The 15,069-nt window shown below is 62.0% G+C and carries 13 protein-coding genes; 7 read left to right on the top strand and 6 right to left on the bottom strand.

Annotated elements, in window-relative coordinates; all coding sequences use genetic code 11:
* Nucleotides 1-224: 224 nt before the first annotated feature.
* The 7 genes from F2P46_RS01805 to F2P46_RS01775 all read left to right on the top strand — a co-directional run bounded on the left by F2P46_RS01805 (nucleotide 225) and on the right by F2P46_RS01775 (nucleotide 6,641).
* Nucleotides 225-2,693 carry a DUF6531 domain-containing protein gene (locus tag F2P46_RS01805; protein ID WP_166884657.1) on the top strand — a complete coding sequence of 823 codons (2,469 nt, stop codon included), beginning with the start codon at nucleotides 225-227 and terminating at the stop codon, nucleotides 2,691-2,693.
* A gap of 40 nt (nucleotides 2,694-2,733) precedes the next feature.
* Nucleotides 2,734-3,222 (top strand): hypothetical protein, encoded by a 489-nt coding sequence (locus tag F2P46_RS01800; RefSeq protein WP_166884655.1) that lies wholly within the window; start codon nucleotides 2,734-2,736, stop codon nucleotides 3,220-3,222.
* Between the two features lie 256 nt (nucleotides 3,223-3,478).
* On the top strand, nucleotides 3,479-3,961 hold the full coding sequence (locus tag F2P46_RS01795) for a pentapeptide repeat-containing protein (protein ID WP_166884653.1): 483 nt from the start codon (nucleotides 3,479-3,481) through the stop codon (nucleotides 3,959-3,961).
* A 31-nt stretch (nucleotides 3,962-3,992) separates the two neighbouring features.
* On the top strand, nucleotides 3,993-4,523 hold the full coding sequence (locus tag F2P46_RS01790) for a hypothetical protein (RefSeq protein ID WP_166884651.1): 531 nt from the start codon (nucleotides 3,993-3,995) through the stop codon (nucleotides 4,521-4,523).
* On the top strand, nucleotides 4,524-5,039 hold the full coding sequence (locus F2P46_RS01785; RefSeq protein WP_166884649.1) for a hypothetical protein: 516 nt from the start codon (nucleotides 4,524-4,526) through the stop codon (nucleotides 5,037-5,039). It abuts the gene before it with no gap.
* Nucleotides 5,040-5,129: 90 nt separating this feature from the next.
* Nucleotides 5,130-5,789: a suppressor of fused domain protein gene (locus F2P46_RS01780; protein ID WP_166884647.1), complete on the top strand. Its 660-nt coding sequence runs from the start codon at nucleotides 5,130-5,132 to the stop codon at nucleotides 5,787-5,789.
* Nucleotides 5,790-5,822: 33 nt separating this feature from the next.
* Complete coding sequence (locus tag F2P46_RS01775) at nucleotides 5,823-6,641, top strand: hypothetical protein (RefSeq protein WP_166884645.1); 819 nt, start codon at nucleotides 5,823-5,825, stop codon at nucleotides 6,639-6,641.
* Here F2P46_RS01775 and F2P46_RS01770 read toward each other — a convergent pair.
* From F2P46_RS01770 to F2P46_RS01745, 6 genes are all read right to left on the bottom strand, one after another.
* A complete protein-coding gene (locus F2P46_RS01770) occupies nucleotides 6,638-7,396 on the bottom strand; it encodes an SMI1/KNR4 family protein (RefSeq protein ID WP_166884643.1) in 759 nt (252 codons plus the stop codon). The two genes, F2P46_RS01775 and F2P46_RS01770, sit on opposite strands and share 4 nt — an antisense overlap.
* Nucleotides 7,397-7,487: 91 nt before the next feature.
* Complete coding sequence (locus F2P46_RS01765; RefSeq protein WP_166884642.1) at nucleotides 7,488-8,234, bottom strand: peptidylprolyl isomerase; 747 nt, start codon at nucleotides 8,232-8,234, stop codon at nucleotides 7,488-7,490.
* A gap of 14 nt (nucleotides 8,235-8,248) precedes the next feature.
* Nucleotides 8,249-8,932, bottom strand: coding sequence for a respiratory nitrate reductase subunit gamma (narI, locus tag F2P46_RS01760; RefSeq protein ID WP_166884639.1), 684 nt, complete (start codon nucleotides 8,930-8,932; stop codon nucleotides 8,249-8,251).
* Nucleotides 8,933-8,942: 10 nt separating this feature from the next.
* Entirely contained in the window at nucleotides 8,943-9,605 is a 663-nt protein-coding gene (gene narJ, locus F2P46_RS01755) for a nitrate reductase molybdenum cofactor assembly chaperone (RefSeq protein WP_166884637.1), read from the bottom strand.
* Nucleotides 9,605-11,185, bottom strand: a complete 1,581-nt coding sequence (gene narH / locus F2P46_RS01750; protein ID WP_166884635.1) for a nitrate reductase subunit beta — start codon at nucleotides 11,183-11,185, stop codon at nucleotides 9,605-9,607. The genes narJ and narH overlap by 1 nt, the downstream gene beginning before the upstream one ends.
* Nucleotides 11,182-14,904 carry a nitrate reductase subunit alpha gene (locus F2P46_RS01745; protein ID WP_166884633.1) on the bottom strand — a complete coding sequence of 1,241 codons (3,723 nt, stop codon included), beginning with the start codon at nucleotides 14,902-14,904 and terminating at the stop codon, nucleotides 11,182-11,184. The genes narH and F2P46_RS01745 overlap by 4 nt, the downstream gene beginning before the upstream one ends.
* Nucleotides 14,905-15,069: the final 165 nt, after the last annotated feature.

Genomic DNA, 15,069 nt, shown 5'->3' with positions numbered 1-15,069 from the left:
CGCCCGCCCTCTTCGCTTGCGCGTCCGCCGGCCCTGTCGCGCCAGCCAGTGCAAGAAAATGAAGGTTATCGTTTTGGAAAGTGTGTATACTATCACAAAGAAATTAATCATTAGATATTAGACATTTTTACGGTCGATCGACATCCACGAGCCGAAACTCTTCTTGAATGACAACTAATCTCGCTCCAAATAGCTGGACAAACTTCAACGACATGGCACGCAAGATGCAACGGCGAGATACATCGGCAAGCGACCGGCAACGACGCGCGAGCGACAAGCGCCTGCGCCATTTGTCGCATCAAGCGGCCGCTTCGCCTGGCCCGATCGCCGCTGCCGCGATGCCGATCGCCCCTGCGCTGCGGCTGGTGCGAGGCTATCCGGTCAACCCGATTTCGGGCTGCAAGCTGCTGGCCGGCGACAGCGATCTCGACTTCGCCCTGCCGGCCGCCCTGCCCCTGCGCTGGCAGCGCATCTACAGTTCCGGCCAGCGCAAGACCGGCCTGCTCGGCCAGGGCTGGAGCACGCCGCTGTCGGATACGCTGCACATCAGCGATGGCCAGCTCATTATCCTCGATCCATTCCAGCGCGACATCACTTTCGCACTGCCGCGGGCGGGCGAGGCCCTGTATTCGCTGACGGAAAAAATCACCCTGGAACGCACCGGCGAGCGCAGCTTCGAGCTGACCGACGCCGACGGCCTGCGCAAGCAATTTGCCATGCTGCCGAGGGCCTACGACAGCGCCGTGCTGGTCGGCATAGTCGATGCCAACGACAACCGGATCAGCATCGCCTGGAACGCGCGCCAACTGCCCGAGACGGTGCAAGACAGCGCCGGGCGCGTATTCGTCATGGACTACATCGCCCATCGCGGCCAGGTGCGACTGGGCAGCATCAGCGTGCAGCGCGACGCGGTCGACTACGAGGAACCGACCACCGAGTTGGTAATGCAATATAAGTACGATGAACTCGGCAATCTGTTCCAGGTGATCGACCGTGCCGGCCACGTCACGCGTCAGTTCGCCTACATGAACCATATCATGATCGAACACGCGCGGCCCGGCGCTCTGGTGTCGCGCTACGAGTACGACGAATACGAGTGGACCGGCAAGGTCACGCGCAACTGGGCCAACAACGGCATGTCGTGGAATTTCCGCTACCTGACCGGCGAAACCCTGGTCTACGACCACCTCGGGCGCGAGGAGCTTTTCCGCTTCGACAAAAAGCACCGCTTCACCGGCATGGTCGACGCGCTCGGCGGCGAAACCGTGCGCCACCTCGACAACCATGGCAATGTGGTCGGCATCGTCGCGCCCGGCGGACCGAGCACCATCTACCGCTACGACCGGCGCAGCCGCGTAATGCGGGTGGAAAGCAACGGCAAAGGGACCGGCATCGTGTACGACGCCAAGGTCGACAAGCCGGCCCTGATCACCGATGCGCTTGGCGCCATCACGGCGCTGCGCTACGACGAGCGCGGCAACCTGCTCAGTGTAACGGACGCGCTCGGCAACCGCACCGACTATCGATACAACGAGCACGGCTTGCCTGTCAAGGTGACCGACGCCGCCGGTGGCGTCAAGCTGCTGACCTACAACCGCGCGGCCCAGCCGGTCAGCTATACCGATTGCTCGGGCAACACCAGTCACTTCAGCTACGACGTCGACGGCAAGCTGTTGCGCTGGACCGATGCGCAGGGCAACGCCACTTCCTACACTTACGATGCGGCCGGCCGCGTGACGACGACCGTGCACCCCGAAGGCGCCACCGAGGCTTACGAATACGACGCCCTGGGCCGCCTGCTGGCGCACACCGACGCCGCCGGCAACCGCAGCAGCTACGTGCTCGATGTGGATGGCAAGCTGCTCAAACGCATCGATGCGCGCGGCGGGGTGCTCGAGTACCGCTACGACGGGGCGCGCCGCCTCGCCGCACTGATCAACGAGGATGGCGACACCCACCTCGTCGTGTACGACGCGCTCGACCGCATGGTTGAGGAGACCGGCTTCGACGCTCGCCTGACCCGCTACCTTTACGGCGACAGCGGACTGCTGGCCGCGAAGGAAGAACTCGACAACGGCGTGCGCACCGATACCAGTTATACGCGCAACAGCGCCGGGCAAGTCCTCGACATGTTCATCACACGCGTGGCCGGCGACGCCAACGCCGAACAGTCGCGCCAGCGCTTCACCTACGACGACCTGGGCCGGATGACGCAAGCCATCAGCGCCGACGCCATCGTGGCGCTAAATTACGACGCGTTGGGACAACTGGTGAGCGAGCAGCGCGAAAGCGGCGGCGAAACGCGGGTCCTGCGTCACCAGTACGACGCGCTGGGCAACAGGACCCGGACCGTGGGGCCGGATGGGCCGGTGCTCGATAAGCTGTCCGACGCATCCGCACATCCGCGCCAGGCTAGCGCCAGCGGTCACGCCCGGCAGCCGCGCCCCAACCGCCGTATCCAGGGCGCGCTGGCCAACACCTTCCATCACGATCCGATGGGGCCAATGCTATCGCAGGTGGCGGGCCAGATCGTGACGGGCGAAGGTGCCCTGCCTGCGACAGAGCGCAACGACCAGTACGACCAGACCGGCAATTTGCTGGCGATGGACGACAAGCGCAACGCGCGCATGACGGATTGGCATGACGTGATCGGACGCATCCTGTCGGCGGTGCGGCCGAAGCTGGACGAATGATGAGTAAAGAATTGCGCGCGTGACAATTCTGAGAGAACCCATGTTATCCATCGCCGCCATTGAAATTGCCAGGTGCCCGTGGCAGCAACTTCGCATCATGGGAGGCTCGGCTGTCAACATACCAGACGCGCTTCACCAGCTGCTGGGGGCTGCAACGCCCGCCGATTGCGAAGACGCTTACTGGAAGCTCGAAAATCGCGTTGTCGTCCAGGGCCAGCTATTCGAGGCGGCGCAATTCGTCGTGCCGGTTTTACTGGCGGCTTTGCTGGAACCTCGTCTCAGCCATGTGACGATCAGCGTACTGGAACTTTTGCTTCAAATCGTTTTGGGCGAATCCCATGAGGACGAGCTTGCATTGGGAGCGCCTGATCTTGGTGACAAGTGCAGGGAGCGCGCCCGGCAAGGGCTGTGGGTATTGTATGGGGAACTGATGCGGGGAAACCGGGATTGCGCACGCGAGGTGATCGAGGCCATCGAATTGGACGCCACGCGGCTCGACACGTTTCTCAAGGAAGCGCTGAGCACCTGACAGTCCAGCCGGCAGAATCAAGGCGGCCGGAAACCGCGCGCACAATCAAATTCAAAGACATCTCCACGCAAAGCGCATTTGATGGCGTATCGCCGGATTGTCTGGGCAATATGATGATGGGCTTTGCGCGCGACACAGAAAACGTCAGCACGCGCGGGCCGCAGGCGGTCGATCAAGAAAGCAATAACATGGATGACTCATTTGCACCTGGATCAGCGCGCTCCCCGGCATCCCTGGCAATTTTGCAAGAGGCTTTATGATCATCGTTCGGTGTGAAACAGGATGCGATGTGCGCATCGCGGCCGATTCCCTGGCCGGCGCGTCTTTTGCAGGCCTCGATCTGCATCGCGCCCTGCTTGTCGGCGAAAATGTACAGGGGTCCGATTTTTCCGGGGCAGGACTACGGTCCGCGTATGCGCCCGGCGCCGATTTCTCGCGCTGCGTTTTCAATGGCGCGAGCCTGGCCGCGTGCGAGGCGGCGGGAGCGAATTTTGCTCATGCCGACCTGAGCAAAGCGATGATGCGAAGCGGCGGTTTCGAGGGCGCAAATTTTCGTGGAGCGTGTTTTCGCCACGCCGCCGTCGGGGGCGCGCGGTTTTCAGGTGCGGTATTTTGCGGCGCCAACCTGGAGCAATGCGAGGAACTGGACACTGCCGATTTGTCAGCCGCGCTGTACGATCATTCCACGCTCTGGCCTCGCGATTTCGACCCTGCGGCACGCGGCATGATCCGTGGTTGAGTCATCATTTTTACAACAACCGAATGCACCAATGCGCCATATCGATCTTGACGCCCCATGTTCCCACCCGCTCATACGCGAGCAATGGAAGCAATTCCGGATGCCTGACGTCTGCGGCATTGTCACCGGCGATGGCACGGTCCTGGTCATGGATGAGAGGTACCAGCACGCAGGAGACGGCATTCGTTGCCATGTCCGGCCCCTCTGCGAAACGTCGATTGAGAGCTTGTGCGAGTTCGGCATGGAATTCATCGAGGTGGACCCGTGCATAAGGCAGAGCGCCATTCCCGGCACAGGTGCGCGTGCATTGTGCGGCGAAGGAGGCATGGGTAACGAAGGCTTCGTCGCGGTGGTGAACGAGCATGGACTGGTATGGGCGATCTTTCTCACTGTCTCCAACCCCTTTTACGAAGTCAACATCGTCGGCGACTGTGTCGAAGCCATGAGCACCCACGGCGTGCTGTGGCGCTTCCCGATCGCCAGGCCCTGGGAAATCGATCTCACCTACACAATCGATTGGAGATCGGGATGTCAGTCGCCGGATCCATCGGAACAAACATGAATGCCATTGACAATGTATGACTATATCGGCCCGAAAGACATCGCCGACGCCGTCGCCAAGGTCGCTCCGGGTTTTCCGGTGTTATCAAGCGCCGGCTTGATGCAATGGCTGGCCGACGACCAGCAGCAAGCCGATATCAACGGGCAGGTGATCGCCACATTCATCGTCGATGAAAACGGCACACTGCGCATCGCGGATCGTTGCAGCGAACATGTGGCCTGCGCCGGTGGCCGCCCGGTGCAATCGGCCGGCGAAATGACTTTTCAGGTCGACAAGGGCCAGGCGCGCGTTCACGCCGTCACAAACCAGTCCACCGGCTACTGCCCCGAGCCTCAGTCATGGCCGCAGGTGGCCGACGCCATCCGCAAGGCCGGCCTGGTGGCTCCGGCCGGCTTCCACGTCAATTTCCTGTTCCGGAAATGCACGGATTGCCATGCCCTGAATGTGATCAAGGAGGGCGTGTTCGTGTGCGCGATGTGCGATGCGGATTTACCTGCGGACTGGAACCTCGCCTGACTGCCGGCAAGCGCATGCGCCAGGCCGGCATCGACGTTTCTGCGCCCGCGTTGTATAGTCCACCTATCTCCATTTCCAGAAAAGCGATCCATGGCCGAGAAATCAGACATCCTGTACGGCGTTGCCGAAGCCAATGACGAGACCCTGGCCGCCATGCGCCTGCGCGCCATGGCCAGCGCATTTGGCGAGCCCGATCACATGGACCTGGACGACGATCCCACCCTGCGTGTCAACATCTACGCCTTTGGCCGTAACTTTGTCGAGGAATGCGAGGTCGCCGCCGCGGACCAGGAAGGCTATGTGCTGGTCACCTCCGGCATGAGCGACCGGCTCATGACCGGCCCGCTCGATACCGATGTCGCCGACACCCTCGCTGCGGAGCTGGTATGGAACGTACCGGACCTCAATCCCGCCTATTTCACCACCTTGCGCTGGCTGGCAAAGCTGCCGGAATTCGACCACACCTGGTTCGGCCAGGGTCACACCGTGCCGATGCCGATGTCGCCGCTGGAAGGCTGTGCGTTCAAGACCTTCCTGTTCCTGCCGCCGATTATCCGTACCGACCGCGAACTGTTCGAGCATATCGACCATGACGGATACGCGATCGGCACCCTGTGCGTGCACCTGATCTCGGACAGCGAATATGCCCTGGTCCGTAACAGCGAGGAAGGCCTGGGCGAATTCCTCGACCTGCTCGATGATAACGACCACCCGCACGTATTCAATCCCGTGCGACGCCCCTACGTGTAAGCGCGCCCGCAAGGCCGATCGATGCGAAAGTTGATGAAACACCAATGGCACGACCTGCGCGATCAGTTGCTGCGGCTCGACGATCACGCCGAGCCGGAAGTCATTTTCAAGACCCTCGTCGCTGGATTCAGGAAATACCGCCCGCAGTTCAGCAGCGGGCCATTTGCCTACTTGCGTTTCGCGCGCTACTTCAGCATGCAGGCGGCCGACTATCCGGTGGCGCAATCGACGATGCGCGATGCCGAGTTCCGCCATTTCAAGAACTGCATCCTGGGCTACGACGTCTGGGGCGACCTGAACTCCATTGCGGGGCTTCTGAGCGAGACAATGGAACGCCTGGTCACGCTTCACATCGAGCAGTGTTGTCCCAGATGCAGGCACGAGGATTTTGCCACCTACAAGTCGGTTGCGACAGGGCAGCTTGTGATCCAGTGCGCGGTGTGCTTTCATGTGGAAGGTCGCAACAGCGATGCCTATGCGGGGGGCGCAATCACCTTTGCCAGCGCGGCCGACCTGCGCCTGCCTTGCCGCCCGCCAGCGATCGCCCTGCCCCTGCCCGCACACCTTTCTCCCCGCATCCGCGTCGATTGCGCCGAGATGGTCGATTACAACCTCGTCGTGCTGTCGCACCGGGACGAGGAAACCGACTCCGCCGGTGCTCTCCACGGCTTCTATCGCGGCATGCCAGTGGCCATCTTTGATGAGGATATCAACGAGCAAGGCCATCCGGGCTATCTCGTCGCCAACGGACACGCGGAACCGGTAGTCAACCCGCCGCCGTGGGCCGCAAGCGCCAGATGGCTGTGCCGCATCGACAAGACCGGCGTTCGCCACGCAAGCGCCGCCGGCTAGCCTCCAGCGGTGCCGCCACGACTGGCGCACATATCAACGCTGTCGGCGTCGTCGACATAGATACTGATCCACGCATCGAGATATGCCCAAAAATCGACCACTTCGGGCGTATCGGGCTCCTCGTGCCACCAGATCAAGCCGGTCGCAACGCCATCCGGCGCCGAAAAGTCCAGGCACAGGTAATCGCCTCCCCCATTATGAAAGACGGTCAGCACCTTGCTGATATCGCACGGCATGCTGGCGGCGGTGTCGTCGTCGATATCGAACCGGTCGTCGGACAAGAAAGCCCAGTCTTCGACCGGCAACGGCCCCATTGAATTGGCGGACAGGAAGGTCCAGCCATTGTGGATATGCATGTAGAAGTCACGCAATTGCGCGGGAATGCGCGGCCACACGGTCTGGAACTGCGCGGGCACGGCGCGCAGGGCGGGATGCCCGCGATAGAAATGGCGCTTGCCTTTGGCCGTGAATGGATACAACAGCGACACCGCCTTGCTGTGCTCCACCAGCACCACCAACGGCTTGGCGAACGTGTGCAGGAAATTGAGGACGGCCGGCATCCGGGCCGCGACCTTGTTCCAGTAAGCGCCCAAGGCCAGCTTGCGCCCCTGTTGCTGATCGTGCAGGATGGCCACCCATTGCGCCGGCACCGGCAAGGCCGGGTCGACCTCGACCGGCGTTTCCATTAACAGCGCCGGCCTGATGAAGCGGGCCAGGTCATCGAGCATGAGCTGCCTGGTAAGGAGGAATGGCATTGTCGCGATCCTGTCGTGTCGGCCGCGCAGGTTAGCACGCGGGTACGCCGCCCGCAATCGCGACGTATCCCGCCGCAGGCCAGGCAAGGCGCTACTGGACCAGCGGACTATCGGCCCCTTCCATGCTCATGCCCTCGATCCGCGCCTGTCCCACCAAAATATGCAGGTACTGATGCGTGGCGCGCTGGCTCGACTGGCGGTCGAGATACGCCGCAATCTCGCTTTTCACCGCGTCGAACGGCAACAAGCGCCCCGCCACCCGCCGCAGCACCTGCACGATATGCAGGCCGAAGCGCGTTTCGAGCAAGCGCCCCGCCAGCTCGCCTTCGCCCAGCCGGAACACCAGTTCCTCGAACTCCGGCACGCTTTGCCCGCGCGACAATTGCCCGAGGCTGCCGCCCACCTTGCCGGAACTGCAGTTCGAATACTGCGCGGCCAGCTCGCCGAAGCGGTCCGGATGCGCCTGCAACTCTTCCAGCACGGCCTCGCCAGTGGCGCGCAGCAACTCCAGCGGCGCGCCAGGGGTCACCTGGAACAGGATATGGCGCGCCTCGACCATCTCGCCGCTGGTATAACGTTGGGCATTGTTGCGGTACCACGTCATGCAGGCCGCTTCGTCGGCCTTCGGCACCTTGACCTGCAGCGCCAGCAGCGCCTCGATGCGGGCGTCGTCGTCGCCCCCGGTCATTCCCAGTTCATCGGCCTGTTGCAGCAGCAAGGTGCGCAGCACCAGTTCATGCACCGCTTCTTTGAGCGGATTGCCCGCTTCCTGGTGATGCGGCAACTCGCGCTCGATCGCCACATCGTCGATCTCCACGCCATTCACAGAAATACCCATGATCATCCTCCCGATTAACGACTACGCACGAGCTGGTAAGCGCGGCCAAGATAGGTCAGCGCGCCGAAGCCGCTCCACACGTGCACCAGGCGGGTGAACGGGAAGATGACGAACAGCGACATGCCCATGAACAGATGCAGCTTGAACAGCAGCGGCGCATCGATGATGAATGCGGCCGCATCGCCGCGGAAAGTTACGATATGTTGCGCCCAGTTCATCAGCAGGACCATCGTGTGTCCGTCCATGTGGCCGGCCGACACGTAGATCGACGACAGTCCCAGCAGCAAGGTGGCCAGGATCCACAGCAGCACGATCTTGTCCTTGAAGGTGGTGGCCTTGCGCAGGCGGTCATTGCCGAAGCGCCGTGCCAGCAGCAGCACGATGCCAACCAGGCACAGCAGCCCCATGACACCGCCGGCCACCATCGCCACCAGTTGCTTGAGGCCATGGCTGACACCCAGCGTATCCCACACCCACACCGGCGTCAGCAGGCCCGCCATGTGGCCGAAGAACAGGCCGATGATGCCAATATGGAACAGGACGCTCCCATACCGCAAGCTGCCCTGATGCAGCACCTGGGTCGATTCCGACTTCCACGTATATTGCTCGCGGTCGAAACGGATCAGGCTGCCGAGCAAAAAGATCGCCAGCGCGATGTAGGGATAAATCCCGAACAGAAATTGATGCAGATAGTCCATGATGCCTCCTTTACGCGCCGGCCGCGGCGCGCGCCGTGCGGGGATAGAATTTGATCGTGTGCGTGCCGGGCGCCCCTGGTTTGAGCAGCGGTTCGACCCCGTCCATGCCCGGACCGAAGGTTTCCAGCGCCTCGTCCATGTCGCGCACCGGCGGCTCGGTCAGCTCCTCGGCCGCCACCGGGCTCAACTGTTCCAGCACGGCGAACACGCCGGCGTACGGGCTGCCGTTGGCGGCCAGCTTGCGGCCGATGTGCGCCAGCACGTGCACCGCGTCCGACAGCAGGCGCGCGGCCTCCTCCGTGCTCTGTTGCGACAGGAATTCGAGGAACAGCGGCACGAAGTCGGGCAAGTCGTCGCCCGTCATGAACAAGCCGTGTCCCTTGTATTCTTCCATCAGGTCGACCATGGCCTGGCCACGGTCGCGCGATTCGCCATGAATATGCTCGAACAGATGCAGCGAATGCGAGGGATTGCGGTCGAACGTCATCACATAGTTTTGCTGCAGGTCGATCAGGGCGCCGTCGCTCAGGTAGGCGAACAGCGGCAGCAGCGGCGCGTGCAGGGCCGGCGAATGCGCCATCGCATTGGCCAGGAAAGGCAACTCGGCGATCAGCTCCGCTTCCGGATACAGCAGCAGGTTGGACAACACCTGATAATGTTGATTGGTTTTCATCATGCCTCCTGGATGTCTTGCGTTTCGTCTTGCTTCTCATCTTTTCTCTTGCGCGACTTCGGCATCGCCATGAAGATGGCCGAGCCCTGCTTTTTCTTCCCGAACAGGCTGGTTTCCGTCACGCCGTCCGAACAGCCGTTACCGAAGCTGAAGCCGCACGAACCTTTTTCGTTGAAGCTGTCTTCCGCCATTTCCTTGTGACTGCTCGGAATCACGAAGCGGTCCTCGTAATTGGCGATCGCCATGATGTGGTACATATCCTCGACCATGGCGCGGCTCAAGCCGACCTGTTCCAGCACGGCCAGGTTCTCGACCTTGTCCACGGTCTTGCTGCGCATGTAGGCGCGCATGGCCAGCATGCGGTCGAGCGCGCGGATCACGGGCGGCTGGTCGCCGGCGGTCAGCAAATTGGCCAGGTACTGCACCGGAATGCGCAGGCTGTTGGTATCGGGCAAGATGCCGTTCATCCCCAGCTTGCCGGACTCGGCCGCCGCCTGGATCGGCGACAGCGGCGGGATGTACCACACCATCGGCAGCGTCCGGTATTCCGGATGCAGCGGGAAAGCCACTTTCCAGTCGACCGCCATCTTGTAGACGGGCGACTTCTTGGCCGACTCCAGCCACGAGTCGGGAATGCCCTGGCGTCGCGCTTCCTCGATGATGGCCGGGTCGTGCGGGTCGAGGAACAGGCCCAGCTGCGCCTGGTACAGGTCGCGCTCGTCCGGCACCGAGGCCGCCGCTTCGATCTTGTCGGCGTCGTACAGCAGCACGCCCAGGTAGCGGATGCGCCCGACGCAGGTTTCCGAACACACGGTCGGCTGGCCCGCTTCAATGCGCGGATAGCAGAAGGTGCATTTCTCGGCCTTGCCCGACGACCAGTTGTAGTAAATCTTCTTGTACGGGCAGCCGGAAATGCACATGCGCCAGCCGCGGCATTTATCCTGGTCGATCAGCACGATGCCGTCGTCTTCCCGCTTGTACACCGAACCCGACGGGCAGGACGCCACGCAGGTCGGGTTCAGGCAGTGCTCGCACAGGCGCGGCAGGTACATCATGAAGGTGTTTTCGAAGGTGCCGTACATTTCCTTCTGCATGTTGTCGAACAGCTTGTCCTTGCTGCGGGCGGCGAACTCCCCGCCCAGGTCGTCTTCCCAGTTCGGACCCCATTCGATCTTGTCCATCTTCTTGCCGGTCAACACAGAGATCGGACGCGCCGTCGGCGGCGTTTCCGACAGCGGCGCGTTTTGCAGGCGCTCGTAGTCGTAGGTGAACGGCTCGTAATACTTGTCGATGGCCGGCAGGTTCGGATTGGCGAAAATATTGGCGAGAATTTTCAGCCGCCCGCCCTGGCGCGGTTCGATCTTGCCGGCAGCCGTGCGTTTCCAGCCGCCATTCCATTTATCCTGGTTTTCCCATTCCTTCGGGTAACCGATGCCGGGTTTCGTTTCGACATTGTTGAACCAGGCGTATTCGACGCCGTCGCGGCTGGTCCAAACGTTCTTGCAGGTTACCGAACACGTGTGACAGCCAATGCACTTGTCCAGGTTCAACACCATGCCGATTTGCGCTCTGATCTTCATACGTGTGCTCCCTTGTTTGCTCCACTCGTTTCTTCCACCAGGGGGCCTTCCAGCCACTCCACTTTGTCCATCTTGCGTACCAGCACAAACTCATCGCGGTTCGAGCCGACCGTGCCGTAGTAATTGAAGCCCCACGACAACTGTGCATAACCGCCGATCATGTGGGTCGGCTTGGTCACGGTGCGCGTGACCGAGTTGTGGATGCCGCCCCGCTTGCCCGACAATTCCGCGCCCGGCGTGTTGATGATCTTTTCCTGGGCGTGGTACATCAAGGTCATCCCTTCCGGAATACGCTGGCTGACCACCGCCCGCGCCGTCAGGGTGCCGTTGACGTTGAACACTTCGATCCAGTCGTTGTCGACAATCCCGGCATCCTTCGCATCGATTTCCGAAATCCACACGTGCGGCCCGCCGCGCGACAAGGTCAGCATGCGCAGGTTGTCCGAATACGTGGAGTGGATGCCCCATTTCTGGTGCGGCGTCAGGAAGTTCAGCGCGATTTCCTTGTTGCCGTTCGGCGCCGCGCCCAACATCGCCGCCGTGGTCTTGGTGTCGATGGCCGGCTTGTACACGCACAATCCCTCGCCAAAATCGCGCATCCAGCGGTGATCCTGGTAAAACTGCTGGCGGCCGGTCAGGGTGCGCCATGGGATCAGTTCGTGCACATTGGTATAGCCGGCCGTGTAGCTCACTTCTTCCGACTCCAGTCCCGACCAGGTCGGCGACGAGATGATCTTGCGCGGTTGCGCCTGCACATCGCGGAAGCGGATCGTGTCGTGCTCGCGCGGCAGCGCCAGGTGCGTGTGATCGCGTCCGGTCATGGTCGACAGCGCCGCCCAGGCCTTGACCGCCACGTGGCCATTGGTTTCCGGCGCCAGCGACAAGATCATTTCGGCCGCGTCGATGGCGGTATCTAACCGTGGCTGCCCTTGCGAGACGCCCTCTTCCAACACCGTGCGGTTGATACCGCGCAGCACATCGACTTCGTGCCCGGTCTTCCAGCCGATGCCCTTGCCGCCATTGCCCAGTTTTTCCAGCAAGGGGCCGATCGAGGTGAATTTCTTGAAGACATCCTTGTAATCGCGCGTCACCACGCTCAGGTTCGGCATGGTCTTGCCCGGAATCGGCTCGCACTCGCCGGCGCGCCAATCCTTCGGATCGAACGGTTGGCCCAGTTCGCCCGGGGTATCGTGCATCAGCGGGGTGAGCACCAGGTCTTGCTGGGTGCCCAGGTACTCACCGCCGATTTCCGCGAATTTTTCGGCGATGCCCTTGTAGATTTCCCAATCCGATTTCGATTGCCACAGCGGTTGCACGGCTTCCGACAGCGGGTGGATGAAGGGGTGCATGTCCGACGTGTTCAGGTCGTCCTTTTCATACCAGGTGGCGGTCGGCAGCACGATGTCGCCGTACAGGCAGGTGGTGGACATGCGGAAGTCCAGCACCACCACCAGGTCCAGCTTGCCTTCGGCGGCGGGACGGATTTTCACGTCGCGCGGCTTGACGCAGTGCGTTTCGTCGCTCATCAGCGCGTTCTGGGTGCCCAACAAGTACTTGAGGAAATACTCGTGGCCCTTGCCCGAGCTGCCCAGGATGTTCGAGCGCCACACAAACATATTGCGCGGGAAGTTGGCCGGATTGTCCGGATCGTCGCAGGAAAAATTGAGCTTGCCGGCCTTGATCTGTTCGACCGCATACGCGGCCGGTTCCATGCCGGCGGCCTGGGCCGCGCGGGTGACTTCCAGCGGATTGGTTTCCAGCTGCGGCGCCGATGGCAGCCAGCCCATGCGTTCAGCCTTGGCGTTGTAGTCGATCAGCGCCATCGGCTCGACGTCGTCCCCTGCCGACGGCGAAGAAATTTCGCTCGTGTGCAGTTTTTCATGGCGCCACTGGCTGGTGTGGGCGTAGAAGAACGAGGTACCGTTCATCTGGCGCATCGGCCGGTTCCAGTCCTGCGCAAAGGCGAGCGGGGTCCAGCCGGTTTGCGGACGCAGCTTTTCCTGGCCCACGTAGTGCGCCCAGCCGCCGCCCGACTTGCCGATGCAGCCGCACATCATCAACAGGTTGATGATGCCGCGATACGTCATGTCCATGTGGTACCAGTGATTCAGTGCGGCGCCGACGATGACCATGCTCTTGCCCTGGGTCTTGTCGGCGTTTTCGGCAAACTGGCGCGCCACGGTGATGACATCGGCCGCTTTCACGCCGGTGTGCTTGACTTGCCAGGCCGGCGTGTACGGCACGTCGTCGTTATAGCTGGTGGCAACGTTGCCGCCACCCAAGCCACGGTCGATGCCATAGTTGGCCAGGGTCAGGTCGAACACGGTGGTCACCAGCGCGGTGCTGCCGTCGGCCAGCAGCACTTTCTTGACCGGCACGCGGCGCATCAGCATGTCGCTGGCATCCTTGCCGCCGAAGTAGGCAAAGCCGACTTCCTCGACCGCATCGCTGCAGCCGATCAGGGACAGCAGCGGATCGATCGCCTTGCCGCTGGTGCCCTCTTTCTGTTCCAGGTTCCAGCGACCCGACTCGCCCCAGCGGAAACCGATGGTGCCGGCCGGCGCGCAGATGTTGCCGGTCGCTTCGTCGATGACCAGGGTTTTCCAGTCGGGATTATTGGTTTCGTCCAGGTTATTGGCCAGGTGCGAAGCACGCAGGAAGTAATCCGGCACCAGCGCGCCCTTGGTTTCCTTGAGCATGACCAGCATCGGAAAGTCGGTGTACTGCTTGGCGTAGCCACGGAAATAGTCCGAGCCGCCGTTGGCGTGGAATTCTTTCAGGACCACGTGACCCATGGCCAGCGCCAGCGCGGCGTCGGTGCCTTGCTTGGGAGCGAGCCAGATATCGCCGAATTTCGCCATTTCGCCGAAATCGGAGGACACAGCCACCGTTTTCGTGCCCTTGTAGCGAACTTCCGTGTAGAAGTGGGCGTCCGGCGTGCGCGTCATCGGCACGTTCGAACCCCACACCATCAGGAACGTGGAGTTGTACCAATCGGCCGATTCCGGCACGTCGGTCTGTTCGCCCCACACCTGTGGGCTCGCTGGCGGCAAGTCGCAATACCAGTCGTAGAAACTCAGGGCCACGCCGCCGATGAGCGACAGGTAGCGCGTGCCGGCGGCATAGCTGACCATCGACATGGCGGGAATCGGCGAAAAGCCGACGATGCGGTCCGGGCCGTATTTCTTGATGGTGAAGGCATTGGCGGCGGCAATCATTTCATTGACGTCATCCCACTTGGCGCGCACAAAACCGCCCAGGCCGCGGATCGACTTGTACGACTTGGCCCGTTCCGGGTCCTGGCTGATCCAGGCCCAGGCGGCGATCGGGTCCATGGTCAGGCGCGCTTCGCGCCACATCTGCATCAGGCGGCCGCGCACCATCGGGTATTTAACGCGCTGGGCCGAATACACGTACCAGGAATAGCTGGCGCCGCGCGGGCAGCCGCGCGGTTCGTGGTTGGGCAGGTCGGGCCGGGTGCGCGGATAGTCGGTCTGCTGGGTTTCCCAGGTGATCAGGCCATTCTTGACATACACCTTCCAGCTGCATGAGCCGGTGCAGTTGACGCCGTGCGTCGAGCGCACGATTTTATCGTGCTGCCAGCGCTGGCGATAGGCGTTTTCCCAGGTACGGTCCTCATGGACCACGGCGCCGTGGCCGTCGGAAAACGTCTCCTTGGGGCGATTGAAGAACTTCAGACGATCCAGAAAATGACTCATGCTGCCTCCGCTTGGATGAGAGGGGCGCCGTCAACAGGGCGCTACCCGATTGAGCCCAGTCTACGCAGCGGCAGTCATGGTGCATATTGGCAAGAAGGTGGTCGGGCGCGGCGACAAGGAGTAGACGGCCTAGTCCTTTGTGGCTATGGAGGGTGCCGGATGGAT

Source organism: Massilia sp. CCM 8734 (genome assembly GCF_011682155.1).
In the GTDB taxonomy this organism is placed as follows: domain Bacteria; phylum Pseudomonadota; class Gammaproteobacteria; order Burkholderiales; family Burkholderiaceae_D; genus Telluria_A; species Telluria_A rubra.
This window is presented reverse-complemented; position numbering and strand designations above follow the sequence as displayed.

Bases quoted from the DNA above. Each gene is read 5' to 3' on its own strand.
- F2P46_RS01805 (WP_166884657.1), top strand. From the start codon at position 225: ATGCAACGGCGAGATACATCGGCAAGCGACCGGCAACGACGCGCGAGC.
- F2P46_RS01800 (WP_166884655.1), top strand. From the start codon at position 2,734: ATGTTATCCATCGCCGCCATTGAAATTGCCAGGTGCCCGTGGCAGCAA.
- F2P46_RS01795 (WP_166884653.1), top strand. From the start codon at position 3,479: ATGATCATCGTTCGGTGTGAAACAGGATGCGATGTGCGCATCGCGGCC.
- F2P46_RS01790 (WP_166884651.1), top strand. From the start codon at position 3,993: ATGCGCCATATCGATCTTGACGCCCCATGTTCCCACCCGCTCATACGC.
- F2P46_RS01785 (WP_166884649.1), top strand. From the start codon at position 4,524: ATGCCATTGACAATGTATGACTATATCGGCCCGAAAGACATCGCCGAC.
- F2P46_RS01780 (WP_166884647.1), top strand. From the start codon at position 5,130: ATGGCCGAGAAATCAGACATCCTGTACGGCGTTGCCGAAGCCAATGAC.
- F2P46_RS01775 (WP_166884645.1), top strand. From the start codon at position 5,823: ATGAAACACCAATGGCACGACCTGCGCGATCAGTTGCTGCGGCTCGAC.
- F2P46_RS01770 (WP_166884643.1), bottom strand. From the start codon at position 7,396: ATGCCATTCCTCCTTACCAGGCAGCTCATGCTCGATGACCTGGCCCGC.
- F2P46_RS01765 (WP_166884642.1), bottom strand. From the start codon at position 8,234: ATGGGTATTTCTGTGAATGGCGTGGAGATCGACGATGTGGCGATCGAG.
- narI (WP_166884639.1), bottom strand. From the start codon at position 8,932: ATGGACTATCTGCATCAATTTCTGTTCGGGATTTATCCCTACATCGCG.
- narJ (WP_166884637.1), bottom strand. From the start codon at position 9,605: ATGAAAACCAATCAACATTATCAGGTGTTGTCCAACCTGCTGCTGTAT.
- narH (WP_166884635.1), bottom strand. From the start codon at position 11,185: ATGAAGATCAGAGCGCAAATCGGCATGGTGTTGAACCTGGACAAGTGC.
- F2P46_RS01745 (WP_166884633.1), bottom strand. From the start codon at position 14,904: ATGAGTCATTTTCTGGATCGTCTGAAGTTCTTCAATCGCCCCAAGGAG.